Genomic DNA, 26,461 nt, shown 5'->3' with positions numbered 1-26,461 from the left:
GAAAGGGAGGCTTGAGCCTAGAATCGGCTCGCGGAGACGCCCTGCAGCAGCTCGGGCACGGGGCTTCCCGTTACAAGGTCGGTGATGAGCTTGCCGGTCGTGGGCGCGAGGCTGATGCCAAGCATGACGTGCCCCGTCGCGACGAGCACGCTCGGATGCTTCGAGAGCGCGCCGATGATGGGAAGACCGTCCGGCGTCGTCGGCCGCAGCCCGGTCCACGGTTCTGGGGCACCCTCAACGTCGGGCCAGCCCTCGAAGTATCCGCTCACACCCGTGAGGATACCCCCGGCGCGGCGGCGCTTGATCGACTCATCGACGCCGGTGAAGCCCATCGTGCCGGCAAGTCGCACTTTGGTGTCGAGCGGTGTGATCGCTACCTTCGCCTCGGCGAGGTAGATCGGCTTCGTCGGGCCGCCTGGCACGACCGGGAAGTCGTAGCCGTAGCCCTTGCCCGACTGCAGCGGGACGCGCTCGCCGATGCCGCGCAGCACCTCGTTGGTCCAGGCGCCGGCAGCGACGACGACCCTGTCGGCTCGGAGCGTCTCAGCACCCACTTTCACGGCGACGGTCGCTCCGGAAGCCGACTCGAGCGACGCCGGCGCGCCGATCCTGATCTCGACGCCCTCGCGCTCGCAGGCGGCGGCGAGGCCCCGCACGAACGAGCCCGGATCGACCGAGCGGTCGCCGCGCGACTCGATGCCGGCGACCACCCGGTCCGACAGCACTGGCTTGTGCGCCTTGAGGTCGGCCTCGCTCATGTGCTTCCACGAGAACCCGGGCAGCTTGCCGTCTAAGAGTTCGAGCTCGGTGACCCGGCCCTCAACCTTGTGGCCGTCGGTGAAGAGCATCGACAGCGGCTGCTCGTGCTGCTCGAACTCGACGCCCTCGGCCGCGAGCTCGTCAAAGTCCGACAGCGCGGTCGCGCTGAGCGCGGCGAGCACCGCCGATCCTTCACGAAAGCGTGTGTCGGTGCAGCTGCGGAGCATGCGCAGCATGAACCCGATGAAGCTGGGCTTGAGCGAGGGCGTCACGTACAGCGGGCTGTCGGGCTGCACCATCCATTTCATGGCCTGCAGCATCATGCCGGGCGCGGGGACCGGTGTCGACATGCTCGGAATCAGCCAGCCAGCGTTGTGCCCGGACGCTTTGGCCGCGAGCGGCGCCTGGTCTACAACGGTCACCTCGTGGCCGGCCTTGCGGAGATAGTACGCGGAAGCGAGGCCGACAGCACCGGCTCCGATCACGATGACACGGGTCATGCGGGTGTTACGCCTTTCGTGAGGAGGCACGCGCCTCAGAGTTGTCGGTGACGGGTGCGTCAATCACGGAGATGTGCGCGGTCCGGTCGATCGCGGGCTCACCCTTCGCCACCCCGACGATGTAGCCGATCACGCCGCCGAGCACGGCGGGGATGATCCATCCGCCGTTGTCGGCGAACATGGGAAGCCACGAGAAGAAGCCGTTGAGCTCGTCGACAAAGTTGCCGGAAGCCTTCACCGCGTCGAGGATCGCGATCGATCCGGCCCCGATCGTCGCCCCGACGTAGACCGCGCGACGCCCGCCGAAGAAGCGGTCGAGGAGCGCGAGCACGATGAGGGTCATGCCGAGCGGGTAGAGCAGGAAGAGGATCGGAAGCGCAGCGGAGAGCACGGCCTGCAGCCCAAAGTTCGCGATGACGAGGCCGACGGTGGCGTGGATCCATACCCACGCCTTGTAGGACACCTTGGGGAACTGCTTGGCGAAGTAGTCAGCGACCGCAGTGAGGCACGCGACGAGCGTCGTGATGCCGGTGAGGAAGATCACGAGACCGATCATCAGCACGCCCGGGTAGCCGAGCAGCGTGCGGGCGGCCTCGGCGATGACGGTTCCGCCGTTGTCGGGGCGGCCGATCGAGTCGACGCTCGAACCACCGATCCAGGCGAGCGAGATGTGCAGCAGCGCGAGGCCGATGACGGTGATGATGCCGGCCTTCAAGAACGTGAACGAGATGCCCTTGCGGGTCGTGATGCCCTGGCCGCGAATCGACTGGATGAAGACGCCCGCGAATACCAGGGCTGCGAGCGCGTCCATCGTGAGATAGCCCTCGGTGAATCCCTTGATGAACGCACCGTTCTTGTAGGGGTCGACCGCGGGGTGCAGCTCGCCCATCGGGGTGATGAGGGACTTGACGACGACGATGATGAGCAACACCGAGAAGATCGGCGTGATGACCTTGCCAACGCGGTCGACAAGCTTCGACGGGGTGAGCGAGAGGTAGACGCCGAGCAGCGTGAAGATCATCGAGAAAATGATGAGCGGCCAGGCACCCTGCGTGAGCTCTGGGCCGAGAATCGGCTTCACCGAGATCTCGTAGACGACAGAGGTCGTACGCGGGTTTACGTAGAGCGGCCCAAGCGCGAGAAACAGCAGGATGCAGAACACGAACGAGTACACGGGATGCACGCGCGAAGCGAGCTGTTCGACGGTGCCGCCCGCCATCGTCAGAGCGACGATCGCGAGGAGCACGAGGCCGACGCCGGTGATGAGAAAGCCCGACATTGGGATCCACATCTCACTGCCAGCTGCCTGCCCGACCATGGGCGCAAAGATCGTGTTGCCTGCTCCGAGGAACATGGCGAACAGCAGGAGCCCGAGGGCAAGCATCTGGAATGGGGACAGCTTGCGGTCGCCGGTCATCGGTTCCCTCCTGCTGCGGGGCGCGTGGTGTGGTCTGCGCGGGGCGAGTATCCCTCGAGCGCGTACGGCATGAGTTGCACGTTCTCCTCCTTGAGCTGGCAAAGAAATCTGGCGGCGGATGAGGCCCAGCGGCTGGGCCGTCCGCACGTCCGCTCAATGCAACCACAGCAACGATGCCCCACTCCTCGGTTAATGTGACCAATCAGCATCGCTATTATTATCACTATGTACGGAAAGTTCGCGCGCGCGGAGGAGGCCGGGCAGTTGCGAGACGGGGCGATCCCACTCGCCGAAGTCGCAACCGCACTCGACGCCGCCGTGCGGGAGGTGGTTCCAGCCGGTTCGGCACCGGCCGTGTGGGTACAGTCAGTCTCGCTCGCGGAATCATCGGACATCACCTCCGCGATCCCTTCCTCGCCACCTGCCGACCTGGTGCTTCCCGTCGGGGTACCGACCACCGAGGTTCTGATCTGGCTTCAGGGGTTGCGGTCGCGGCCGATCACAGAGCGTCCCGTCGCGCTGGTCATCAAGGAAGATATCGCCGACGCCGGACTGCGTAGCGCGGCCGCCGAGGCCGGGCTCGCACTCATCGTCGTGGATCGAATGGCCCGGTGGGATCTCCTGCTTGCGGCGATCCACCGCAGCCTCGACCGTGCGCACGCCCAGGATGCCGACGCGCCAGGCGCTGGCGCCAACGCGGCGTTCTGGGATCTCGCAGAGCTCGCCTCGGTCATCGCGGCCGGCGCCGGCGGCATGGTGACGATCGAGCGCCCCGATTCGAGCGTGCTCGCCTACTCCCCGTCCGACGGCACGGCAGACGGGCTCCGTGAGCGCGCGATTCTCGGCCGCGTCGCCCCCGAGGACTCCATGGTATTGCTCGGCGCCTGGGGCGTCGTCAAGCAGATCCAGAACACGCAAGAGGTCGTGTACGTGCCAGCCCATGACGAGCTCGGAATGCGGCCACGACTCGTTACCGGAATCCACTCGCCGAGCGGCCAGTTCATCGGCTCGATCTGGGTGCAGGAGGGCGCTCGCGGCTTCAGCCCAGACGCCGAGACCGTCGTGCGCGGTGGCGCGTCGGCCGCGGCCCGCGTCCTCACCAGGGCGCTCGAAGCGCCGTCGGCGACCGAGCTCATGCTGCAGCGAGTGTTCGGCGAGCGCGGCGGGATCGATTCGGGCACAGCTGCGGCCTTCCTCGCGCTGCCAAACCTCGGGGAGGCAGCCGTCATCGGTGTCGCCCTCCCGAGCGCGCCCGAAGAGCGTCCCGGGCGCGCGGGCATGGGCGGAACGCCCAGGTTGGCGCAGGCTGCCGGGCTGGCGACGGGTGCGGGGTCGGCCGCGGTCGCTGGGCTTGCCAAGTTGCTGCGGCTGCACGTCGGGGCGTTCGCGCCCCAAGCACGGTTTGTGCTGCTCGGCGAGCGTGCCTACGTGCTGCTGCCGCACCTTGCGACGGGCCACCGGATCGAGGAATGGGCCGAAATGCTCGTCGCCAAGTTCGATGCCGCTGCGGCCCGATCCGTCGCGGAGCCAGCCACGCCGATGCGGATCGCGATCGTCACACCGGTCACCAGTTTCGAGCAGGTCGCCGAAGCCCGTGCGGAGGCCGACAGGGTGTTGGACGCGATCGACGGCAGCCACACACGGGTGACCTCACTCACGCAGTCGCGCACCTCCGTGTTACTCCGGGAGGCCTTCGCGCTGCTGGGAGCACACCCTGAGCTTGTCGACCCGCGCATGGAGGCCCTCCGGGCGTATGACGAACGACACGGTGCGGAGCTCGTCGTCAGCCTGCGGGGATACGTAACCACTGGCTTCAATGCTCGGGAGGCGGCACGCGACCTTGGTGTGCATCCGAACACGCTTCGCTACCGGCTCCAGCGCGCACAAGACGTCGCAGGGCTCGACCTCAGCCGGCCGGAGGACAGGCTGCTGATTTCGCTTCAGCTCGAACTCGCAGCGCGGGCCGCCCCAGCTTTCTCTACGTTTTGACGTAGTTGCGGCCCCCGAAGTACGTCAAAACGTAGAGAAAGTTGCTGGCTGGAGCCCGATGGATCCTGTTGGAGCCTGTCGGACCCTGTCGGAGCCGAACCCGTCTCAGCTGCCCTCGCCGAGCAGGTCAAAGAGCTTCAGCGCGAGCGAGATTTCCATGCCGTCGGCCCGCCTGCCGCCGCGCTCAGACTCGAACTTCGCAACCCGCTGGCGCACGGTGTTGCGGTGCAGCCCGAGCAGCTCGGCCGTCTTCGAGGAGTTCTCGCCGGTCGCGTAGAACGTCGCAAGCGTCTCACGGAGTGCGGTCTGCTGCTCCCCTTCAGAGGCCACGTCGCCCAGGACCTCGCGGGTCCAGGTGACCGCACTCTTCGTGTCGTGCATGAGGAGCGACAGGAACCCGACGTCCGGGTCGCTGAACGCCACGAGCTGAGCCTCGCGGAACCGCTGCGCGCCGAGCGCGACCAGCCGCGCCTTCGCGGCCTGCTCGTGGCTGCGTCTGAAGCCGGCGACCCCGCTGCCGGGAACCCCGATTGCGACGCGGACGTTGTTGGCCTCGGCAGACTCCGCAAGCCTCGCGACGCGTGCGAGGGCATCGTCGGCGAGCTCCGGGGTCGGGGTGGCGACCCACGCCCACGCCGTCGTGCGGTCGGCGGCGGTGATGAGCGGCGGCTTCGTTGACTGCAGGATCGCGGCGACCCGCCTGAGCAGCTGGTCGACCTGACGCTGGTCTTCGGTCGTGGAGTTGTCGAACTCGAGCCAGGCGATGAGCGCAACGTGGTGTTGGTCGAGCGAGTACTTCGTGCGCGCCTCGAACCCGGCGGATGAGATCGGCTCGCCGCGCAGGGTTTTCAGGACTGCGGCGGCGTTCGTCACTGCGCGAGCGGTCCACCATTTTGCCTGCTCGGCGACGAAGACGTTCGTCACGTACTGCAGCATCCAGTCGATGTAGTTGTGGATCACGTCGGTGATGCGGCGCACGAGGTTCATCTGCAGGTCTTGATCGTCGAGCCCGAGGGCGTCGACCATGTCGATACCTCGGCGGACGACCATCGACTGCCCCAGGTAGTAGGCCCGGGTGAGCGACCCGAGTTGCACGTCTCGCTGGGCGAGCCGCATGGCGTACTCGACGGCGGCCGTACTCGGTTGGACTGATTCGATTGCGATGTCGTTCGTGAGGATGTGCCCGATGGTCCACACGTTTCCGTCGACGCTCGCGCGCAGCATCTGCACGAGTTGCGCGTCTTGGTCGAGGCCAGCGACCCGATCCGAGAGCAGTCCGGTCATCTCGTCGACGATCTGCGGAGTCTCCTCCTGGAGCGCATACCCGATGCGCGCAATGAGTTCACGAAGCTGCAGGTCGTGGGCGGCCGACTCCGGCCTGGCGGTCCGGCGCGGTGCGGCGGCAGCGGCGGGGGCGGTCGCACCGTCGCTTCCCCGGCCAGTCACGACTGCACCGGGGTTGCAACGCGAGGCCCGCGCTGCAGCACGTCAAGTGCGCGGTGTGCCGCGTTGAAGCCGCCCATGCCGTGTATCCCCGGGCCGGGCGGCGTCGCGGCCGAGCAGAGGTAGACGCCGGGCGTCCCGGTGTCGTAGGGCTGGGCGCTCAACCGTGGTCCGAGGAGGAACTGCAGCGGCGACTTGGCACCGGTGAGGATATCGCCGCCGATGAAGTTCGCGTTCTCGGCCTCACTCTCGGCCGGCGTGCGAGCGCTGAGGCCGACGATCCGCTCTCGAAATCCCGGCGCGAACCGCTCGATCTGCGCGATGATCTGCTCCGTCGCGTCGCCCGGGTAGCCGTTCGGCACGTGCGCGTAGGCATACACCGGATGGATCTCGCCGTTCGCTCGCGCGGGGTCGGCTGCGGCCTGCTGCCCGACGAGCACGAACGGCCGTTCCGGCATCCGGCCGGCGGCGATGTCGCGCTCGGCGGCGATGATCTCCGCCGCGCTGCCCGCAACGTGAACGGTGCCCGCCTGCGCGATCTCGGGGTCGCGCCAGGGCACCCCGCCCGAGACCGCGAAGTCAACCTTGAAGGCCGCCGGTCCGGGAGCAAATCTGCGGTACGCCCGGCGATCCTGATCGGGTTGCTGCGCGGTGAGAATGCTCGCGGCGGCGCGCGGATGCACGTCGAGGATCGTAATGTCGCGCGGGGGAAGCTCGTGCAGTCGAGTAACGCGGCGACCGGTCTCGAACCGCACGCCGAGGCCGCGCAGCAGCGCGATGTGCGCGTCGGTGAAGACGCCGGTGCCGCCCTTCACGACGGGCCACCCGACGGCGTGCCCGACGATGATGATTCCGGCTCCGATGCCCGTCACGAGTGGCTGCGTGAGCGGCTGCAGCGCGTGCGCCGCGACCCCCATGAACAGCGCCCGGGTGCGCTCCTCACGGAAGAATTTCCCGACGAGCGCGGGCGGTGGGCCGGCGACGAGCCCCATGCGGGCGAGCAGGATCGGGTGCCGCGGCACGCGCAGCATTGGCGCCATGATGACGCCCGACAGCCTGTCGAACGCGCGAGCCGAGGGCCCGAACGCGGCGGCCCAGCGGGAGCCGTCGCGCCCGAGGCCGGCGGCGGTGTCGGCGATTGAGGTGCGCAGGATTCCGGGCTCGCCACGGTCGAGCGGGTGCGCGGCGTCGATCGGCGCGTACGCCCATTCCACCCCCATCGCTGGCAGGTCGAGCGTTTTGAAGAACGGCGAGCCGGGCGCCATCGGGTGCACGGCGGCACAGTGGTCCTGCACGAGCCCGGCGAGGGGGGACTCGACTGAGCGAGCTCCCCCTCCGAGGTGGTTCGCGGCCTCGACGACGGTGACGTCGACGCCGGCGCGGGCAAGCACGGTCGCGGCAGCGAGCCCGTTGGGCCCGCTTCCCACTACGACCGCTGTGGTCATGGCTTCCGTACCTCCACGAGTTGCTCGGATTCTGCGACGAACTGGGTGAGCGCGGCGGTGTCAACGCCGAGCGTCACTGCGTCGTCGAGCGGCGCTGGGGCCGCGTCTGGCCCAACAATATCGGTTGCGGTGAACCGGAGCTGCTCGAATTGCGGCGAGCGCCAGGTCACGGTGAGCGGGATCGGCCCGTCGGGCAGCCACGGCTGTGCCGCAACCGCGTCCTTCACCCGCCAGTGGCCGCGCTCGACGACGCCGAGCGCGGCGTCGATGAGGCGATACTCCTGGATGCCGCTCCACAGCGCTTCCGACTCGACCCAGGCGACGATGAACTCGCCAGGTTCGAACTGTGCCTGCTCTTGGATGGCCGCGATCAGTTCCTCGTTGTGGAAGTGCCCCTCCCCAAAGTTGAAGCCGATCATCGCGTTGCACCCGAACTCGGCCTCTCGCACGCGGCGGTGGTCGATGTCTGGCACGTCTTCGAGGAGCACGGAGAACAGTCCTCGCCCCTGCGAGTGCAGTGAGCGCCAGCCGATGGTCATCTGCAGGAAGGTCTCGGCGACCGGATACGGCAGCCCCATCGTCTGGAGCTGGTCGATCTGATCGGTCGTCGGCCGGTGCACGCGGTGCAGTTTGTGCTCAGCGTCGGGGTGGATCGCCCATAGCGCAGAGGCCCAGTTGCCGCCGTACTGGCGGAGCGAAGCGAGGAACGACACCTTGTCGGGGCGGATGCTGCCGAAGATGACGAAGAACACCGGGATCGCGATGACGGCGAACGGCAGCCACGGCTGCGACATGTCGAACACGCTGAACCCCACACCGTTCGGGTACCCGATGAAGAAGACGACGGCGCAGATCGCGAACAGCATGTTCCATTCGAGCGGCACAGCGAGAGGGAAGGTCGAGATGATGAACAGGCAGAACCCGACCATGAGCAGCGTCGCGAGCGTCACGGTGAGCTGGCCGCCGAGCGCACTGCCAGCGACGAACAGCATCACGAGCGGTGCGCCGATCTCGACGATCGTGCCGAGCACGTGGGCGATGAGGTGTGCCGGCCGGCTCGGCCGCAGGTCGCTACCGGCGAAGTCCTTGTACATCGACTTCTTCAGCCAGCGCGGCGGCCAGAACGGGGTGTTGCTGAGCATCGGCGGGATCACCAGGCTGAAGTGCCGGTTGAGCTTCGAGAAGCCGGCTCCGACCCAGACGGTGACGAGGAAGATCTTCAGTGCGATGATCATGTCCGTGACCTCGAAGAAGTGCGGGAACACGATGAAGAAGACGATCGGCAGCAGGTACTGCTCGGCGCGGGCGGCGAGGAAGATCGTCTTGTCTCGCAGTCCAATGATGAGGAGCAGTGCGACCGCGAGCACGAGCGGCGTCGTCTGAATGAGCAGGAAGCTCTCGGCGTGCTGCGTCAGCCAGACCGGGACGCCGTTCGCGGGATCCGTGAGGTAGGCCTGGAACCTGCCGAGCGCCGGTAGCTCGGCCGCGGTCTGGCCTGGCAGGAGGAGCGCCGTGCCCATGGCGAACAGGAACCCGTAATACAGGAACACGTCGAACACTGTCCGCCGGTTCCCGCCGGTGAACGGGATCCATTTGTAGGGGCTGAGTTTGATCGTTCCAGGCCTGGACCAGAAGAGGATCCCCCCGGTGAGCGGGCCAAATTTACCGGCGAGCGGGCCCCACGAGCCGGCGACACCAATCGCGTCGAGCAGCATCGTCATGACGAGCAGCTTCTGGTAGACGATCGGGTTCATCCACCACGACGCCGGATCGAGCGGGTTCAGGTGCGACGTGAGCGTGACGAGCAGCACGCCGCCAATGAGCCACGCGCCGAAGACCTTTGCGAGGTAGAGCACGGAGATATTGCGAGCGGCGCCAAAGCCCCACTCGGCCCACTGCGTGGTGAGCACGCGCAACCGCTCCTGCAGCGGGCGCTGGATGAATGCTTCGGGTTCCACGTTCGGGAACCTCGTTTCGGTAAAACCCATGACAACTCCTTTGGTGACAGGTCTTCTGGATGGAACGCGGTATCGGTTTTGGGTACCGCAAGGAGGCCGTCGGCCTCGGGCCAACAACCGGGGATCGGGCGGTTTGCCGCTAGCCGGGGACGGCCGTCACGCGCTCACCGGCTGATTCGTGTGTTCGAGCGCGGGCGCCGTTCGCCTGCGCAGCGCGGGCTTGTCGACTTTGCCCACCGGGTTGCGGGGCAGGTCGTCGACGATCTCGAGCCGCACGGGCACTTTCACCTTCATGAGGCCGGCCGCGCAGTGGCCGAGCAGCTCGGCGGGTGTCGCCGTTGCCCCAGGCAGCAGCACGACGTACGCGACGGGAACCTCGCCGAGCCGAGCGTGCGCGGCGCCGACGACCGCCGATTCGAGCACTGCCGGGTGCGCCGCAAGGTGGGTCTCGATTTCCTTGGGGTAGAGGTTTTCGCCGCCGCGAATGATCATGTCCTTGATGCGGTCGACGATCCTGAGGTACCCGTCGTCGTCGAGTACGCCGACGTCCCCCGTGCGCAGCCAACCGTCCACGATGGTCTCGGCCGTGGCCTCGGGCCGTCCCAGATAGCCCCGCATCACGGTTGGCCCGCTGATCCGCACTTCGCCGCGCTCGCCCGCCGGCATCGGGTTTCCTGCCGCGTCGGTGACGACGATCCGCTGGCCCGCGAGCGCCGGCCCGACGGTTCCAAGCTTGTGCGGGCCCGCGAGCGGGATGCACGCCGACGCGCACGTCGATTCGGTCAGGCCATAGCCCTCGATGATGTGCAAGCCGAAGCGATCGGCGCTGAGCTGCAGCAACTCAGCCGAGACCGGGGCAGCGCCGCAGATCACGAACCGAACGGAGCTGAGCTCCCCGACCGTCCCCGCCGGCAGCTCGACGAGTTTCGCAAGGATCGCGGGCACCACCGAGAAGTAGGTCGGCCGGAACCGTTCGACCGCCTCGAGCAGGCCCGTCGGCGTGAACCTGGCCATCACGACGGTCGAGCCTCCCACGAGCATCGGCGCCAGCCAGCTCACGCAGATCGCGTTGACGTGAAACATCGGGAGGACGACGAGGGCGCGATCCTCCGCCGTGATGTCGGTGTGCGCCGCGAGCGCCTCAGACATGGCGTGGAGGTTCGCGTGGTCGAGCATCACGCCCTTCGGTTGTCCTGTCGAGCCGCTCGTGTAGATGAGCAGCGCGAGCTGGTCCGCGGGCGTCGCCGGGGTCGGGACTGCGACTCCCGCTGCCGCGGCGTGTGATGTGTCGCGCATGGCGGCGACGTCGAGCCGGGCGATCGACAGCCCCGCCGCGGCCGGCGCGTGCGCGTCGACGATGAGCAGCTTCGCGTGTGAATCCGCGAGTTGATACCCGAGCTCGCGCTCGGTGAACGTCGGGTTGATCGGGGTCGCGGCCGCGCCGAGCAGCCAGGTCGCGAGGATTCCGACGAGCAGTTCGACGCTGTTCTCGAGCATGAGTGCGACCACGTCGCCGGCACCGATCCCGCGCTCGGCGAGCTGCTGCGCGACCGCACGAGCTCGCGCATCGGTCTCCGCATAGCTCAGCATGCCGCGCTCATCGCCGATGCAGTCGCGCCCCGTGCCAGCAGCAGGAGATTCCCAGAGTAGGTGTTTCAGCCTCATTGCCGTCCTTTCCCGGGTGGTCCGCGTTGACCTGCTGCCCGGTTGCACTCGCAATGCTACGAGCCAATTTCACGGGGTTTCGGGCCGTTGTTGGCCCAGCTCGTCCGCCACAGTGTGCACTTTGCATAGGACCGCGCGGGCGAGCTCGCGACGACCGCGCAGCGGATTCCCCCACCCGCGTGGTATACCATTCACGTCATTCCGTCCTTACCCCAGGAGAGTGACACGTGACACGCACCGCCCCCGCACGCCCGGTCGTTCCGCCCCGCACGATGAACGCCAGACGACTCCTCGTTCCCGCGGCCATCGCCGCCGGCCTCGCCCTACTGTCGGGGTGCGCGGCCGAGCCCGCGCCGGAAAAGCCCACTCCAGCCGCAACCCCGACGCCAACCGAGGCGCCCAAGCCCGACCCCGAGCCCGTCACCCCGGACCCGCAGGCGAACGCCGATCTCGCGGCGGCCGTGGCAGCGAACGACGGCGCCGCCGTGGCGTCGGCGATCGAGCGCGGGGCGGAGCTTGAGCTTCGCGGCGAGGGCGGCCGCACGCCCCTCGTCGCTGCGACCAAGGTGAACGCGATCGCAGCGGCGACTGCGCTCATCGAGGCCGGCGCCGACGTCAACGCCAAGGACGACATCCAGGACAGCGCGTACCTCTACGCCGGGGCCGAGGGCTACGACGAGATCCTGCGCTTGACGCTCGCGAACGGCGCCGACCTCGCGAGCACGAATCGATTTGGCGGCACTGCGCTGATTCCCGCGGGCGAGCACGGTCACGTCGAGGTGACCCGCATGCTCCTCGCCGCCGGCATCGATCCTGACCACGTCAACGACCTTGGCTGGACCGCCCTCCAAGAGGCGGTGCTGCTCGGCACCGACGGCGCGGACCATCAGGAGACGGTGCGGCTCCTGCTCGCAGGCGGCGCAGACCCGAACCTGCGCGACGGCCAGGGAAACACTCCGCTGGCCAACGCGCAGGCGCGCGGCATGTGGGCGCTCGCCGAGCTCATCCAGGCCGCGGGCGGGGTGCAGTAGCCCGCGTCGGCGGCCGCAACCGCCAACCGACCAGCAACCGGTCGCCGACCCGTTGCCGACCGGCCGCGCCGGCGGCTAGATCCAGCCCTGCTGCCAGGCGTGCTCGGCGGCGTCGTGCCGGTTGCTGGTGCCGAGCTTCGTCATCGCCGCGGACAGGTAGTTGCGCACGGTGCCCGAGGACAAAAACAGCGCGTCCGCGATCTCCTGCACGTTCGAGGAGGTGCGGGTCGCGCGGAGCACATCGAGCTCCCGCTCGGTAAGCGGGCAACGCTCGGCGGTCAACGCGGCGGCAGCGATCTCAGGGTCAATGTAGCGTTTGCCCGCAGCGACGTCGCGAATCACGTCAGCGAGCTCGCCAGCCGGCGTCGACTTCGGCACGAATCCGGCGACCTTGGCGGCGAGCGCACGCCGCAGCACCCCAGGGCGGGCGTGGCGGGTCACGATGATGACGCGCGCCGCCGGCACCCCTGCCGCGATGCGCTCGGCGGCCTCGATGCCGTCGGCCCGCGGCATCTCAAGGTCGAGCAGGCAGATGTCCGGCTGCAGTTCGATCGCGAGTTCCGCCGCCGTCGCGCCGTTGTCCGTTCCCGCCACCACCTCAATGTCTGGCTCGAGGCCGAGCAGGGCTTCGAGCGCCCCGCGAATGAGGTGCTCGTCGTCGGCGATGAGGAGGCGGATCTTGGCGCCTCCTCCCTCAGCCGCGCCTCGTGCAGCTGCTTCGTTCATTGCGCTCCCCCTTCAGGTAGCCAGAGTCTGAGCTCGAACCGCTCGCCCTCAGGCATCGCCGCGAGCGTCCCCCCGAGCGCTGACACCCGCGCCCTCAGGCCGGCTAGCCCGTGCCCGCCCGCGGAGGGCGAGTCGGGGCCGGCGGCGAGGCCATTGTTGACGATGCGGAGCTCGTAGCCGCCGCGGGCAGGTTCGAGCGAGATCTTCGCTGCGGTCGAGGCGCTGTGCCGGAGGATGTTCGTCGTCGCCTCCCGGACGGCGAACGCGAGCACCCGCCGCGTGTCCGCACTCGCCGGCGTACCAGCGATGTCGAGCTCGCACTCCGTGCCCGACAGCGCGAGCACCTCGCGCGCGTTCTCGAGCTCGACGTCGAGCGCGACCTCCCTGAGCCCCGCCACGAGCGAGCGCGTCTCCTCGAGCGCTTCCTTCGCGATGACCCGGATCTCACCGACCTGCTCGGCCGCGTACTCGGGTTTCGCCGCAAGGGTGCGCTCGACGAGTTCGGCCTTGAGCGCGATGACCTGCAGGTGATGCCCCTGGATGTCGTGCAGGTCGGCGGCGAACCGCAGGCGTTCCTGCGTCACCGCGAGCTCGGCGGCCAGCGTCCGCGCTTCATCGAGCCGTCGCACGATGCGCCACAGCCACAGGCTCGAGAGCAGCATGAACGGCAGCATGAGGGCGTAAAGGGCGATGATTGGGCCCGCACCGCGTTCCGCCAGCTCGAGGGCGTCGTCACCCCGCGCCGAGCGAACCACGAGCGGCGCGATCGTCACGACGAGGACCGCGGCCATCACGGGCCACCGCACCGAGCGGCGGAGGACGACGCAGAAGAGCACGCCGGAGAACCAGAGCTGGGCGGCGGCGTACGGTGCCCCGTCGGGAAGCACGAACGCGAGGCCCCACGCCACGACGGCGGGGGCGAAGAGCGCGATGGTCCACCCGATGCGCGGCAGCCCCTCATCGCCCTCGCCGCGCAAGAACCAGCAGTATCGAATCCGCGTCACAGACGACAGCACCACCGCGAGGAGGAGCGCGCCGGTCAGGATCGATCCCGAATCGCGGAAGCGAAGCACCAGGTCTCCGACAACCACGAGGTCAAGCAGCAGAAACAGGAACACGATCGAACCGAGCGTGTAATTCCACGTCGCGTTCACTCCCGCAAACGGGGTCGGGGCGTTGGGTTGAGCAGACATCAGTGTCAGCATACGGCCACCCCCGCGGCGCCCGGGCGCGTTTTCCACGGATCGCGGCGGCACATGACAAATGTCATGGAAGCGCCGTGAGAATCAGCATTTCGACACATGACACGACGGCACTACTGGCTCCTCGGCGCCTGCGAAACCATAGAGACATCGCGGCAGACGCCGCCCCACCACGAAAGGTCATCATGCTCGACTCGCTTCAGGACTTCACCGCCTCGCTCCCCGATTTTCTCCAGTGGTTCGGCGTGCTGCTCATCGCGGCGATCCCGTTCGTCGAGTCCTACTTCGGCTCGGCTGTCGGCGTGCTCGTCGGCATCAACCCCGTAATCGCAGTGGTCGCCGCAGTCATCGGCAACGTCATCTCGATGCTGATCTTCGTGCTGACAGCTCACGGGGTCCGGGCGAAGGCGACCCAGGGCAAGGAGGCGGCGCAGCTCACGCCGCGCCGCGCGAAGCTCAAGGAGCGATTCGACCGCTACGGGGTGCCGGGCGTGAGCCTGCTCGGCCAGCTCTTCCTGCCGAGCCAGATCACCTCGGCCGCCATGGTCTCCTTCGGCGCGCCGAAGAACCAGGTCATCCTCTGGCAGATCATCTCGATCATCCTGTGGGGCGTCATCTTCGGTGTGCTCGCGACGCTCGGCGTCTCGGTGTTCTTCCGCTAGGCCGACCCGGTGAACCGGCGCTCCGACACGAAGTAGATCGTGTCGGAGCGCCGGTTCTCAGTGGGCACGAGCGCTGCCGCCCTGCGCCCGGATCAGGACGCGAGGCGGCCTACCGACCGCGAACCGCGTCAGCCTGCCGGCCGAGGCGCTGCCGCACGAGGCCGATGACCGTGTCGATCACGACGAACCCGAGCAGCGTCCAACCGACGAAGGGCAGCAGCACGCCGATCCCGATGGCGGCGACGGCGACGATCCCGATCCCCCACCAGGGTGCGCCACGGACGACGCCGCGCCGCGGCGGGCTCGCGAACTCGAACGGTGAGGTGCGCGTCGGCCGCCTGCGCCACCACATGAGATAGCCGAGCACGACCAAAGTCGCGATGCCAGCGGCGATGAGGAACAGCACGAGCTGGTTCGCCAGCCCGAACATCGCCCCCATGTGCAGGTCGATCCCCCACCGACTGAGCTTCGCGAGCGGCGGGTAGTCCGCGAAGTCGAGCCTGTCGACGACTTCCATCGTGCTCCCGTTGATCGCGACCTGGTCGACCTCGGTGGGAAAGGCAGCCTGGATCTCCTTCACGACCCAGGCCTGCCCCGGCTCGGCGGGCGGAGCGATCTCGACGAGACCCGTGTTCACGTTGATCCGCTGCGCGATCGCGAGCATCGCATCGAACGTGTCGGGGTTCGCTTCGCCCGTCGGCGCGGCGACGGGCCCGTGGTGGTGGGCGTGCTCGTCACCCGACGCTGCGGCCCCGTCGAGGCTGGTTGTCAACGCGGGCGTGCCGCCGCCGAGCGCCGCGCGAGCCACCCCGACGTTGCCGCCCGCGTACTGTGACCAGGTGATGCCGGTCGCCGACAGGAACAGGGCGCCGATGAGCACCCAGATGCCGAGCGAGGTGTGCCAACTCAGGGTCTTCCTGTAGCCGCGATACCCCCGGGCCGGGCGCACGAAGTTTTTCTTCGTGCGCGACTTCTTGATGCGCACGATCCAGAGCCCGAGACCCGCGAGCGCGATGATCCCCAGCCACGACGCGGCGAGTTCGCTGTAGAAGCGGCCCGGCTCGCCGAGGTTGAGATTGCGGTGCAGGTTGTCGACCCAGGTTCGGAGCGGCAGCGCGCCGCTCGTGCCGTACACCGTGAGATCCCCACGGATCTCGGCGGTCGCCGGGTCGATAAACACCGCCCGGGACTCGCTCCCGCCGAGCGAGGGGTCAGCGAACAGCACCCGCGTGGTGGCCCCGGGCTCGGGCGCCGGCCGAACGGCGCTCGGCGACGCGTCGTCGCCGATGTACTGCTGTGCGGCGCGGATCTGTTCCGCAAGCGAGAGCTGGGAGTCGGCGACCGGAACGCGCAGTTCGTGCGCGTAGACCGCCTTCTCAATCAGTGGCGTGAGCGCGTAGAGCCCGCCGGACACGGCGGCGATCAGAATGAACGGGCCGACAAGCACGCCCGCGTAGAAGTGCAGCCGAAGCAGGAGCTGGGCGAACCAGCCCCGCTGCGGCTTCGGGCGCTGCCCACCCGGTGGACCCTGCGGGGCGACGGGCGCCGCCGCTGGCGATGAAGTAGATGTCGTCATCGCGATCCTCAGTGGCCGCTGTGCGCGTCGTGTTCGGCCGCATCGTCATGTGCGTCGTGCTCGCCGTGGCCACCGTCGTAGTTCTCGTTGGCTCCCGCGTAGTCCTTCACGATCGCGGTGAAGTCACGCGTCGATCCGTCGGCGAATTCGAGCGTGAACGTGATGTCCTCCCCCGCGGTGACAGCTGCGGGCAGCCCCATGATCATGATGTGGTTGCCCGCGGGTTCCAGGCTGAACTCGCCGTTGGCCGGGATCACGAAGCCTCCCTCGACCTCGCGCATCACCATCTGACCTGACTCGTTGGCGACGGTCTCGTGCAGCTCCATCATCGGCGAGGCTGTCGAGGTCACCGAGACGATGTTCGCGTCGGTGTCGCTCGAGTTCTTGAGGAGCCCGAACGCAGCGGTCATCTCGTCTTTCTCGGCCGACTTCACCCAGGCCTCCTCGATCGTCACCGCGTCCGCGGCGGGGCGTTCGTCCGCCGCGCCGGTTGGGGCCGTGGTGTGTGAGCCGGATGCGGGAGACGCGTCGCCGGCCGAGCAGCCGGTGAGCGCGAGCAGGGCGACGCCACAGATCACTGAAAAACGGGTCGCGGGAGTATAAGTGTTCAACATTGTGTGCCTTTCAAGCATGCAAATTCTCCGGCCGCGCACGGAGGCGGCGTCGGCCGGGCACCGCGCCGGGAACGCCCGGAGCGGCACAGAGCGATGTTCTTGAAGGGGTCGCCGGGGAGGCGCCGGCCCACTGAGTAGGCGGAACGCGCTAGCTGGCGAGCCCGGGCACTGCGGGCGGTCCGCGAAGGCTCCGCGTCGACGCGATGAGCTGCGTGAGCACCGCCCAGCCCGCGGTTTCGATCGGCTCCGCCTGCCGCTGGACCGGCGCACCGAACACTGCCGGTACGCGCAGGGCTGCGGCGAGGCCATGCTGGGCCCACGCGATGAACCGCTCGGCGAGCTCGCGAAGCCGGTGGATCGTCTGCTCACCGCGGTACAGGAAGAGGATCGTCACCGCGGCGCCGACAAGGTGCGACAGCCACATGACGGCGTCGCCTTGGATGAGCATGGCCGTGTGGTCCGTCATCGCGGGCACGGACGCACCCTGAGCGGGCGCCATCGCGGCCGTCATCGTCTGGCCGTGGTGTTGGTGCCCGCCTGCGGCGGCCGGGCCCGCACCGCCGGCGCTCGGGGCCCCGAGCACGAACAGCGTGTGGAAGAGCGTCTGGCTCGCGATCACCGACAGCGAGAGCCTCGTGAGCGAGAGCTTGCGCCCGGCGAGGAGCACGCTCACGAGCAGCGAGAGCACGAAGGGAACGCAGATGCCGAGCGGCTCGGGCATCGCGCCACCGGCGAGCACGTGCGAGAACAGGGCGACGAACGTCGCGACCGCGGCCGCCGTCGAACCCCGCACGACGTGCGGGAGTCGAGACGTTGGCTGCATGCTCACATTATTCCGCACCGCGCGCCGCGCAACGTGGGAAAACGCGGCGGGCTACCAGGGGCTCGGCTCGTAGTCCTTCACGAAGCAGCCGTACAGGTCCTCGCCGGCCTCGCCGCGCACGATCGGGTCGTACACCCTGGCCGCGCCGTCGACGAGATCGAGCGGGGCGTGGAACCCGTTCTCGGCCATGCGCAGCTTCGTGAAGTGCGGACGCTCGTCGGTGATCCAGCCGGTATCCACGGCGGTCATGAGGATCCCGTCGGTCTCGAACATCTCTTCCGCACTCGTGCGGGTGAGCATGTTCAGCGCAGCCTTCGCCATGTTCGTGTGCGGGTGGCCCGGGCCCTTGTACTTGCGCGAGAACTGCCCCTCCATCGCCGAGACGTTCACGACGTACGTGCGGCGGGCTGGCGATGCCGCCATCGAGGCGCGCAGCCGACTAATCAGGATGAACGGCGCCGTCGAGTTGCACAGCTGTACCTCGAGCATCTCGATCGGGTCGACCTCCTGAACGTGCTGCACCCAGCTGTTCACGTGGGCGACGTCGGGCACGAGGCCACCCGCGTCGATCGCCGAACCGTCGGCGTGCTTCTCAAGCGACGAGGATCCCGCCGCCATCGCGAGCGCGGTGAGGTCGTCGGCGCTGCGGGCCTGATCTACGCCAGCGGCGACCGTGCCCGTCAGAAGCGCCGGCGAGAACGCGTCGAGCGAGACCGCGCCGTCGGCCCCGACCGAGGACTGCAGCGCGCGCGGGTGCAGCTCGGCGGGGTGGCCGAGCGACTCGGTTTCGGGGAAGACGCCGGCCGGCAGCGGCTGCGACTCGGCGTCGGCGAGGAGCGAATAGGAGCCCGGCGACCGCCGGACCGTCTGCGCCGCGTTGTTGATGAGGATGTCGAGGGGGCCGCGGGCCGCGACGGAATCCGCGAGCGCGACGACCTGAGAGGGGTCGCGCAGGTCGATGCCGACGATGCGCAGGCGGTCGATCCAGTCCGCCGAGTCGGGAAGCGACGCGAACCGGCGGGCGGCGTCGCGCGGGAAGCGCGTCGTGATCGTCGTGTGCGCGCCGTCCCGCAGCAGGCGGAGCGCGATGTGCATCCCGATCTTCGCGCGCCCGCCAGTGAGCAGCGCTCGCTTTCCCGTCAGGTCGGTGCGGGCGTTTCGCTTGCCGTGGCTGAACTCAGCGCAGCTCGGGCACAGCTGGTGGTAGAACGACTCAACCTTCGTGTATGGCTGCTTGCAGATGTAGCAGGCCTGGGCCTTGCGCAGCTCGCCGACGTACTTCGCTTCCGAGGTCGCGGCGAGCGTGAGTCCGCGGGTCTCGTCGTCGATCCTGTCGGGCGCCCCCGTCGCGGTCGCCTCGATCACGGCGCGGTTCGCCTCGGCGATCTCGTTGCGCTGCACGCGGCGGCGCTCGCTCTTCGCCGCCTTGTACATCGCGGACGTCGCGCGCCGGATCGAGGCAACGTCCGAGTGCTCGCTCGGCAATTTCGCGGCTGCGGCGATGACGCGCAGCGCGGTCTCGAGGTCCGCGGGGTCGATTGCGCTCGGTTCGGGCGTGGCCCCGGCGGGTGTCTCGGTCATTGCGTCAATGTTACGCGAGCCGGCTGGGGGTCGAGACGAGCGACGGCGGTGGCCTCAGGCGCGAAGGCCGTCTCCGTTGAGATGCACCACGGTGAGGTGCACCTGCTCGAGCGCCAACTGCGACGCGGTGACGGCGTCGGCGACAGCGGCGCTCGCCAGTTCGAGCACCTGCACGCTACTCACTGCCGCGTCGACGCCGACCGCGGCGGTCACTGTCACGCCCGCTGTCCCATGTTCGACGCGCACGAGCGGCGACCGCTGCTGTTGCCCGCGCAGCAGCGCCGCGCTCGCATCGACAAGCTTCGCGACGCCGCTGCCTGTCCGATACAGTCCAGTCACTCCGGGCACGGATCGGATGGCGGCTTCGAGTGCGGCTTCGAGGTGATCAGCGGCACGTTCGGTCATGTGTTCTCTACTGTCTGCGGGTTCACGGGCTGCACGTCGCGCACGATGATGTCGACGTCGGTCAGCGCTACGGTCGTGTGGGTGGTCACGAGTGATCGGATCTCCTGGCGAACTGCGTCCGCGGCCGCGTGGATCGCGGCGCCGTACGGGACGCTCAGTTCGATCGTCACGCGGACGGGTGCGGTCGGCTCGGTGATGTCACCGACGAACGTGCACTTGCCGATCAGCGTGCCGGGCGCCGCACGCTCCGCCCGCCGGATGAGGCCGCGGAGCGCGCCCTCGGTGATTCCGGCGTCGGCAGCGGGGCTGTCGACAGCGATCGGGATCCGCCGTCCGGCGTGAACGTCGAGCGCGATGCCCGCGAGCACTCCCTGCACCCAGCTGTCCTGCGCGGGAGGTTCGGCGGCCGCATCGGCGTCGAGGAGCAGGGGTGAGAGCTCGCCGATGCGCTGCAGCGCGTCGAGGGCGCGCTGACACCCCGCCGACGCCTCGATACGGGGGTCGGGCGGGGTGCGTTCGCGATCCAGGTACTCCGAGAGTTCCTCGATCGTGACGCCGTCGAGGTCCTCTGGGCGCAGCCCCAGGAGCGCACGATGGTCGGACATATTCATCGCCACTCCTCCATTCGAACGATTATGTGTTGCCGGGCCCGGGCGAGCTTGCCGCGCACCGTCGATGCCGGGAGCTCGAGCTGCTCAGCGATCTCGTCGTAGCTATACTCGCCGATTTCTCGCAATACCCAGCATTGACGCTCGGTATCCGGCAGATCCGCGAGCGCCTCCCGCAGCGCTTGCACGCCCGCGCTCGCTTCGTGTCTGCGGGGAGGATCCGAGTGCTGCGGTCCGGGCACCTCGAGCGCGGCGATGTCTGTGTGCGGGCGCAGGGCACGCACACGGTCGACCGCTTTTCGACTCGTGATGCGCATGAGCCAGCTCTTTACCCGGTCGGGGTTCTCGAGCGTCTCCAGCTGCTCCCACGCGGTGATGAACGTTTCTTGCACCACGTCGTCGAGCTCGGCGGTGCCTGGCAGTATTCGTCTCGCATAGGCCCGCATCATCGGAGCGTATCGCCGCACCAGCGCCGCAAAGGCGACGGTGTCTCCCTCGGTGGCCCGCCCGACAAGGACCCAGTCGGGCGCTGTCTCCAATACTTCCCGGTGATGTTGCTCCGCCATCCGTTGCTCCCCTCGCACGGTGTGTTTCCCCCGAAACTCGTTGCGGCCATTCACCACTGACCACGATTCCCATCCTCGGTACGGGATTCACAATCGCGCGACCCTTTGTAGGTTTCTGGCAACCATTCGATCCTGCGGCGCTCGGAGCGCGAGGATTCGACAGTTCCGCCACGGCGGCCGGTGAGGTGGCCTGGGCCACCTCACCGGCGTCGGGCCTACTTCTTGAACGCGTCCTTGACGTCCTCGACGGCTCCCTTGGCCTCGCCCTTGAGCTTGTCGGCCTTGCCCTCCGCAACGAGCTTGTCGTTGTCGGTGACCTTCCCGACGGTCTCCTTGACCTGGCCTACAACCTTGTCGGCGGCCGCCTTGATCTTGTCTTCTGCACTCATGTTGTTCTCCTGTCTGATGTGCCCCGAAGGGGTTCGGGGTCGGTGGTGGTGTGACTGGTTTCTGGCTATGCGTTGAGCACGCGCTTCTGCGCCTGCTGGACGAGCTTGCGCGTGGCCTTAGCGCGTCGGCGACGAGCCTTCTGCGCTTCAGGGCTTGTCCACAAGCGTTCGATCTGGTGGCGAAGATCCTCATAGTTCTTCCCGCGAGACTTCGCGGACTCAACGCCTACCCAATACGCCGCTATGCCGATGACGGCGACAATGAATAGGTTCTTCCACATCGTGTTCCCCCTTTCTGGTTGTAACTACTGGCGTGGCGGGGCTAGCGGACCCGGGGCTGGTCGGCGGCGAGTTTCGCGCGCAGACCCGCGTGGATCGAGATGTAGGTCGGCGGTCGCTCCCCCAGCAACGTGCCAAGATTGTCGAGGAGACCGGCAACGGTGGCCGCGGTGCGGGCTGGCGAGACGTTCTGACGGGGCGTGACGCTCACGTGCAGCACGTCCTCGCCGCGCACGCGGCTTGCGCTCACCTTCGTCGACAGAATCTCTTCGTGCCTCGAAAGTGACTCGTTCAGCGCATCGGCGACGAACCCCTGGGTCACGGTGACGGGGCCGATCGCCCCCTCGTCCCCCTCGACACGCGTCACGGTATGCACCTTGCCACCGCCCAGGCGGGCCACGGTGACGACCGCGAACACGACGATCGCGAGCAGCACGAGTAACAGCCCGAGGGTCACCCAACTGACAGTCGTACTCGGGTGCAGTCGAGAGCCCTCGTCAGCGGCGATGAGCCACTCGCGCAGCTGGCCAACCCCGTCCTGCCAGACCTGGCCCGCTGGACGCCAGATGATGGCGACGAAGGCCGCTCCACCTGCCGCCAGCAGGATGAGCCCGACGACGAGCAGGACGCCGCGGTTCACCGCACGGTTGGTCGCATTCATTCCTGACCTCCGTTCGATGTGGGGCGCTGGATCCGGGCTCGGGCACGAACCGTTGGCGAAAGCCCATAGCTCGACAGCTCGGCGGCGGCGATCTCCCGGACGTACCCGGCGTCGATCTGCTGCCCGGGCTCGGGTCGGACGGTGACGTCGGCGCTTCGGTGTCCGATGCCGACGACAACGGCGCCGCGCGAGACGTCGAGCTCACGCCGCACACGCTCGGCGACCGCCGAGGCGATGACGCCGTTGTCGGCGACAACCGCATAGGGGCCATCGGTGAGCTGGTGCTTTGATCGCCGGCCGGGTGCGATCGCGAGGCCAACGAGCACGAGCCCAAGCACGCCGATCACCAGCGCGCCGGCGGCGCCGGCACTACCGAGCGCGGGCACGTCGCCGAGCCACTTGGCTGCGTCCCCCGGAGCGACGAGGAGCGGTTGTGAGCGCGTGAGATGAAGCACGAGCTCGATCCCCACATAGGTGGCCGCGGCCGCCGTGAGCACGAGTGCTCCGACGGCGAGCGCGGTCCGCGGGGAATGAGTCTCGCGCCGCACGACGCGCGTCAGGATGCCATTCAACATTTACCTCACCCGCCTCTGCTCTGGAATGATCGCGCCGGTGACCACGACTGACACGCGCCTGATCTCCCGGCCGGTGAGCAGGCCGAGCTCGCTCACGAGCGCGGTCTGCAGCGCGCGGACGCGCTCCAGGAGTGGCATCTCAGCCTGAATGGTTCCAGTCTGAGACAGCTCGGGAATCGGCAGTTTCGTCGCCACCTTCACGGTGAGTGCCCCGCCCCAGTCCGCGAGATCGACGTTCACCGCCTCGCGCGGTGCGCCGGCTCGGTGTGCGATCGACTCGCGGACGGCTTTCTCGAGTGCGCGCGGCTGAACGCGAATCGCGCCCCGCACGTTGTGGCGTGGGCCGACCGTCTGCTGAGCTGGCGCGTCAACGGTCGTGGTGCTCATGACGACGTTCGCCTACCCGTGAAGACGCCGGCGAGCGCCCGGAGGTCGAGATCGCCCGACACCACTCGACCCACCAGCGCACCGACGGCCATGAGGATCGCGACGAGAAGGAATCCCCAGAACCCGAAGATGAGCCCCGCGAACGCGAGCACCGCGCCGGTCAGCGCGCCCGCCAGAGTGGCGCTCATGAGACGCGCGACTCTGCGTCGTCGTCGGCGTCGTCGGTCGGCAGGTGCACGTCGTTCACATCGACGTTGACCTCGACGACCTCGAGTCCGACCATCTTGGTAATCGCTGCGGTCACCGCGGTGCGCACGTTCTCGGCGACGGTCTGGATCGGTGCCGGGTAGTCCACCACGATGGTGATGTCGGCGGCGGCCTGGGTTTCCCCGACCTCGACCTTCACGCCCTGCGTGAGGTCGGTCGCGTTCATCGCTTCGCGAATGGCGCCGAGCGCCCGCGCTCCGCCGCCGCCAAGCGCGTAGACGCCGCCGACCTCGCGGGCAGCGATTCCGGCGATCTTCGCGACGACGCCCTCGGCGACGCTCGTGCGACCGCCTGCGTGGTTCGTCTCGTTTGCGTCGGTGGAGAACTGGACCCGGTCGACGCGCGACGATGGCGACGCCGCGTGTGGGGCGGATGCCGCCGAGGTCGCGCCTGCTGGGGTGGTGTTCTTCTCTTCGGTAGCCATCAGAATTTCCTCCCTGTGGGGGTGCGGCCCGAACGGCCACACCGTCAGTGCGAGCGAAGCATGTCGCTCTGTAGGTAGGTCGGTGGGAGGGGCAACATCGTCACAAGAAACCTAGAAATTTTGGTCAATTTCCCTGATTTACACCGGGTGTCGCCATCGTCGCGCACCGGCGATGGCCATTTCAACGCCGAGTGCGAGCTATTGCGGAGGAGCGCAGGCTAGTTCGCCGCGACGAGCGGCAGGGCCCGTTCGCTCACGAAGGACCGCTCGCGCCCGTCGACGGGGTCGGTGAACCGGAGTTCGCTCGCGAGCAATTGGAGCGGCGTCGTGAAGTCGTCGATGGCGACGTCGCGGGTCTCCGGGTAGAGCGGGTCGCCTTCGATCGGGATCCCGAGGCTCCACAGGTGAATCCGCAACTGGTGGGTCTTGCCCGTGCGCGGGGTGAGCCGGTAGATCGCCCGGCCCGGTGCGCCGCCGAGCACGGCCTCTTCCTGCGGCGTGAGCGCCCGCTCGAACTCGACGAGCGAGTCGGAGTTGGGTTCCTTCTCAGCGAGTACCTCAGCCTGCATCGTTCCCGGCACCTTGCGCAGGTGATTCCGCACCGTCGTCGGCAGCTCGAGCCCCTGCCGCACCGGGGCGACGGCCCGGTAGGTCTTCGAGACCTCGCCGTCCTGAAACATCGTTTGGTAGGCACCCCGATGCCTGCGCTCGATCGACATGAGCAGCACGCCCGAGGTCACGCGGTCGAGACGATGCATCGGGGTGAGCTCGGGCAGCCCGAGCTCATGCCGCAGGCGCACGACGACGCTCTCCCTGACGTGTCGCCCGCGCGGAATCGTCGAGAGGAAGGCCGGCTTGTCGACGACGACGATGCGGTCGTCGCGAAACAGCACAGGAATGTCGCCCGGCACCGGCGCTTCGTCCGGCAGATCGCGATAGAACCAGACGAAAACGTTGGATCGGTACACGTCGTCCGCGAGCACCGGGTCGCCCGTTTCGAGCACGAACCTGCCGCCGTTGATGAACGCGTCGACGTCGATGTGCTCGCCGACCCGGAACTGCAGCCAGTCGCGCATGAGGACCCACGCCCGCGGGTCCTCCCCCGGCCGCGCAGCGGTATTCAGCCAGGCTGCATCAAGCCCCATACGCTGGGGCAACGGAGAACGCGGAGGCACCAGATGAGCTTACCGGCAGCCGATACGCTCCGCTCCGACGCGCTACGAGCAGTTGCCGCAGACGCCCGACAGCGCCATCATCATGAAGCAGTTCGGGCAGACGGGCTGCACGCGCTCCTGCTGGGCCGCGGGCTTCACCTTCGGCTCGGCCTTCGGCTTTGCGGCCCGGGCCCCCTTGGCGCGTGACGCCTTCACCGGGCCGCGCTCTGCCGCGAGTTCCTCGGCCTCGATGATCGAGCCGCGTCCGTGGAGTGGGTGGTCGACGGCCCACATGCCGGGACGGCGGCTGCTCCGCCAGCGCGGCGCCTCGCTGCCGGCGGCGGCAATCGCGTCCTCTTCCGACATGAACCCGACCGAGTAGCCCTGGCGCACCTGGATGTCGGGGCCGCCGTCCGAACGCACGACGGTGATCCCGCCGTCGGCGCGCATGAGCCGCTCCACAGGGACCCGGTTCAGCATGGTGCGCAGGAACACGCGATTCGGGACAGGGGCGCGCCGGTGCACGAGGGCTTCCTCCAGCGATCCGTAGCGATTCAGCGGTGATTCATTCGTTGCCGACAGATCCATGATGCGTGCCCTCCCCAGGTGCGTGCGGGCGAAAAATTGCCACCCACCAGTATCCCGCACTTGGCGGCATTGCCGCTCCACAGCGGGGCGCCGGGCGCGGCTAGCCGGCGGTGGAGGCTATCCGCTCGCGAACCTCGGCCAGGTACACAAGCAGCGCCCGCTCCGCCCAGTCTGGAGTGCACTCTTCACGGACGACGACATGCAAGGTTAATCCGTCGACGAAGGCATGTAGTTGGTCGACGAGATCCACAGAAGATGCCCCGAGCCATTCGGCAACGTCTTGGCAGACACTCCGAATGTATGCGTTAGCGCGCGCCCTGACAGGCTGCAAGTCCGAGTCTGCGACCGCGGCCATTTCGAGGGCAAGCCACACGATCGCTTCAGTGTGTTTCTCGCCGTCGACTGGCATGAGCTCGAGAAGTGCGTTCTTGCCCCATTCGCTGTCGCGCGGAAGCGCTTCGACCCGCTCCTGCAGACGCTCAAGGACTGCTGAGATCGCGCGCTCTCGGACGCTGCTCTGCGTCGGAAATGAGTACCGAAGCGAGCTCGGAGCAAGATCGGCTTCCTTTGCCACGCTGCGCACCGTCAGCGCCGTCATGCCTTCGCGGGCAATGACGCGCCACGCAGCCTCGACGACAGCACGATCTCGAGCTTCGTGATCGAGCTGTCTTGCCATACAGAGATTCTCGCACAGCTGTGCTACTATCTCAATTCGCACAACTGTGCGACTATTTTTCGGGCGATACAGCCGACGCAGAGAGGACAAT

General features: G+C 68.1%; 28 protein-coding genes. 3 read left to right on the top strand and 25 right to left on the bottom strand.

All coding sequences use genetic code 11. From position 1 onward, the window contains the following. Positions 1-17: 17 nt before the first annotated feature. A complete protein-coding gene (locus BJ960_RS03315; RefSeq protein ID WP_185986251.1) occupies positions 18-1,259 on the bottom strand; it encodes an NAD(P)/FAD-dependent oxidoreductase in 1,242 nt (413 codons plus the stop codon). Between the two features lie 7 nt (positions 1,260-1,266). After that, entirely contained in the window at positions 1,267-2,676 is a 1,410-nt protein-coding gene (gene brnQ / locus BJ960_RS03310; RefSeq protein ID WP_185986250.1) for a branched-chain amino acid transport system II carrier protein, read from the bottom strand. A gap of 225 nt (positions 2,677-2,901) precedes the next feature. Between brnQ and BJ960_RS03305 the strand changes: the two genes are divergently transcribed. After that, on the top strand, positions 2,902-4,665 hold the full coding sequence (locus BJ960_RS03305) for a PucR family transcriptional regulator (protein WP_185986249.1): 1,764 nt from the start codon (positions 2,902-2,904) through the stop codon (positions 4,663-4,665). A gap of 105 nt (positions 4,666-4,770) precedes the next feature. Here the strand turns inward: BJ960_RS03305 and BJ960_RS17145 are convergent, their stop codons facing one another. The 4 genes from BJ960_RS17145 to BJ960_RS03285 form a co-directional block, all read right to left on the bottom strand. Next, positions 4,771-6,111 carry a PucR family transcriptional regulator gene (locus BJ960_RS17145; protein WP_185986248.1) on the bottom strand — a complete coding sequence of 447 codons (1,341 nt, stop codon included), beginning with the start codon at positions 6,109-6,111 and terminating at the stop codon, positions 4,771-4,773. Beyond that, positions 6,108-7,553 (bottom strand): phytoene desaturase family protein, encoded by a 1,446-nt coding sequence (locus BJ960_RS03295; RefSeq protein ID WP_185986247.1) that lies wholly within the window; start codon positions 7,551-7,553, stop codon positions 6,108-6,110. Before BJ960_RS03295 ends, BJ960_RS17145 begins: the two co-directional genes overlap by 4 nt. Beyond that, entirely contained in the window at positions 7,550-9,541 is a 1,992-nt protein-coding gene (locus tag BJ960_RS03290; protein ID WP_185986246.1) for a DUF3556 domain-containing protein, read from the bottom strand. The genes BJ960_RS03295 and BJ960_RS03290 overlap by 4 nt, the downstream gene beginning before the upstream one ends. Positions 9,542-9,667: 126 nt before the next feature. Continuing rightward, complete coding sequence (locus BJ960_RS03285; RefSeq protein WP_185986245.1) at positions 9,668-11,176, bottom strand: class I adenylate-forming enzyme family protein; 1,509 nt, start codon at positions 11,174-11,176, stop codon at positions 9,668-9,670. Positions 11,177-11,403: 227 nt separating this feature from the next. Here BJ960_RS03285 and BJ960_RS03280 point away from each other — a divergent pair, with 227 nt between their 5' ends. After that, complete coding sequence (locus BJ960_RS03280; RefSeq protein WP_307814654.1) at positions 11,404-12,207, top strand: ankyrin repeat domain-containing protein; 804 nt, start codon at positions 11,404-11,406, stop codon at positions 12,205-12,207. Positions 12,208-12,282: 75 nt separating this feature from the next. On the opposite strand, the gene BJ960_RS03275 is transcribed toward BJ960_RS03280, so the two are convergent. Together BJ960_RS03275 and BJ960_RS03270 are read right to left on the bottom strand one after the other, a co-directional pair. Then, positions 12,283-12,933: a response regulator transcription factor gene (locus BJ960_RS03275; RefSeq protein WP_185986244.1), complete on the bottom strand. Its 651-nt coding sequence runs from the start codon at positions 12,931-12,933 to the stop codon at positions 12,283-12,285. Beyond that, entirely contained in the window at positions 12,930-14,126 is a 1,197-nt protein-coding gene (locus BJ960_RS03270) for a sensor histidine kinase (RefSeq protein WP_185986243.1), read from the bottom strand. Before BJ960_RS03270 ends, BJ960_RS03275 begins: the two co-directional genes overlap by 4 nt. 194 nt (positions 14,127-14,320) lie before the next feature. Between BJ960_RS03270 and BJ960_RS03265 the strand changes: the two genes are divergently transcribed. Then, positions 14,321-14,797 (top strand): small multi-drug export protein, encoded by a 477-nt coding sequence (locus tag BJ960_RS03265; protein WP_185988125.1) that lies wholly within the window; start codon positions 14,321-14,323, stop codon positions 14,795-14,797. Positions 14,798-14,906: 109 nt separating this feature from the next. Here the strand turns inward: BJ960_RS03265 and BJ960_RS03260 are convergent, their stop codons facing one another. The 17 genes from BJ960_RS03260 to BJ960_RS03180 form a co-directional block, all read right to left on the bottom strand. Next, the gene (locus BJ960_RS03260; RefSeq protein ID WP_185986242.1) at positions 14,907-16,373 is read right to left on the bottom strand and encodes a PepSY-associated TM helix domain-containing protein; all 1,467 of its coding nucleotides are present in this window, start codon (positions 16,371-16,373) and stop codon (positions 14,907-14,909) included. Positions 16,374-16,381: 8 nt separating this feature from the next. Further along, positions 16,382-16,987 (bottom strand): copper chaperone PCu(A)C, encoded by a 606-nt coding sequence (locus BJ960_RS03255; RefSeq protein ID WP_185986241.1) that lies wholly within the window; start codon positions 16,985-16,987, stop codon positions 16,382-16,384. 148 nt (positions 16,988-17,135) lie between these two features. Further along, positions 17,136-17,810, bottom strand: a complete 675-nt coding sequence (locus BJ960_RS03250; RefSeq protein WP_185986240.1) for a hypothetical protein — start codon at positions 17,808-17,810, stop codon at positions 17,136-17,138. A gap of 51 nt (positions 17,811-17,861) precedes the next feature. After that, positions 17,862-19,391, bottom strand: coding sequence for an SDR family NAD(P)-dependent oxidoreductase (locus BJ960_RS03245; protein ID WP_185986239.1), 1,530 nt, complete (start codon positions 19,389-19,391; stop codon positions 17,862-17,864). A 54-nt stretch (positions 19,392-19,445) separates the two neighbouring features. Beyond that, positions 19,446-19,796: a hypothetical protein gene (locus BJ960_RS03240; protein ID WP_185986238.1), complete on the bottom strand. Its 351-nt coding sequence runs from the start codon at positions 19,794-19,796 to the stop codon at positions 19,446-19,448. After that, positions 19,793-20,407, bottom strand: coding sequence for a hypothetical protein (locus BJ960_RS03235; protein WP_237463620.1), 615 nt, complete (start codon positions 20,405-20,407; stop codon positions 19,793-19,795). Before BJ960_RS03235 ends, BJ960_RS03240 begins: the two co-directional genes overlap by 4 nt. Next, positions 20,404-20,970, bottom strand: coding sequence for an RNA polymerase sigma factor (locus BJ960_RS03230; protein WP_185986237.1), 567 nt, complete (start codon positions 20,968-20,970; stop codon positions 20,404-20,406). The genes BJ960_RS03235 and BJ960_RS03230 overlap by 4 nt, the downstream gene beginning before the upstream one ends. A gap of 215 nt (positions 20,971-21,185) precedes the next feature. Then, positions 21,186-21,359, bottom strand: a complete 174-nt coding sequence (locus BJ960_RS03225) for a CsbD family protein (RefSeq protein WP_185986236.1) — start codon at positions 21,357-21,359, stop codon at positions 21,186-21,188. Between the two features lie 65 nt (positions 21,360-21,424). Continuing rightward, the gene (locus BJ960_RS03220) at positions 21,425-21,640 is read right to left on the bottom strand and encodes a hypothetical protein (protein WP_121075801.1); all 216 of its coding nucleotides are present in this window, start codon (positions 21,638-21,640) and stop codon (positions 21,425-21,427) included. A gap of 41 nt (positions 21,641-21,681) precedes the next feature. Next, positions 21,682-22,299 (bottom strand): hypothetical protein, encoded by a 618-nt coding sequence (locus BJ960_RS03215; protein ID WP_185986235.1) that lies wholly within the window; start codon positions 22,297-22,299, stop codon positions 21,682-21,684. Next, a complete protein-coding gene (locus BJ960_RS03210) occupies positions 22,296-22,874 on the bottom strand; it encodes a DNA/RNA endonuclease G (RefSeq protein ID WP_185986234.1) in 579 nt (192 codons plus the stop codon). Before BJ960_RS03210 ends, BJ960_RS03215 begins: the two co-directional genes overlap by 4 nt. Beyond that, positions 22,875-23,261, bottom strand: a complete 387-nt coding sequence (locus BJ960_RS03205) for an NTP pyrophosphohydrolase (RefSeq protein ID WP_185986233.1) — start codon at positions 23,259-23,261, stop codon at positions 22,875-22,877. It lies immediately after the preceding gene. Beyond that, entirely contained in the window at positions 23,258-23,449 is a 192-nt protein-coding gene (locus tag BJ960_RS03200; protein ID WP_119283285.1) for a DUF2273 domain-containing protein, read from the bottom strand. The genes BJ960_RS03205 and BJ960_RS03200 overlap by 4 nt, the downstream gene beginning before the upstream one ends. Next, positions 23,446-23,952 carry an Asp23/Gls24 family envelope stress response protein gene (locus tag BJ960_RS03195; RefSeq protein ID WP_185986232.1) on the bottom strand — a complete coding sequence of 169 codons (507 nt, stop codon included), beginning with the start codon at positions 23,950-23,952 and terminating at the stop codon, positions 23,446-23,448. The genes BJ960_RS03200 and BJ960_RS03195 overlap by 4 nt, the downstream gene beginning before the upstream one ends. A gap of 218 nt (positions 23,953-24,170) precedes the next feature. Then, entirely contained in the window at positions 24,171-25,097 is a 927-nt protein-coding gene (locus BJ960_RS03190; protein ID WP_221936267.1) for a pseudouridine synthase, read from the bottom strand. Positions 25,098-25,169: 72 nt separating this feature from the next. Further along, on the bottom strand, positions 25,170-25,694 hold the full coding sequence (locus BJ960_RS03185) for a hypothetical protein (protein WP_185986230.1): 525 nt from the start codon (positions 25,692-25,694) through the stop codon (positions 25,170-25,172). Positions 25,695-25,794: 100 nt separating this feature from the next. Continuing rightward, positions 25,795-26,370: a TetR/AcrR family transcriptional regulator gene (locus tag BJ960_RS03180; protein WP_185986229.1), complete on the bottom strand. Its 576-nt coding sequence runs from the start codon at positions 26,368-26,370 to the stop codon at positions 25,795-25,797. Positions 26,371-26,461 lie beyond the last annotated feature (91 nt).

Origin of the sequence: Leucobacter aridicollis, from assembly GCF_013409595.1 — a bacterium.
Lineage (GTDB): Bacteria > Actinomycetota > Actinomycetes > Actinomycetales > Microbacteriaceae > Leucobacter > Leucobacter aridicollis.
Note: the sequence above shows the minus strand (reverse complement) of the source record. Positions and strands in the feature narration are given on the sequence as shown.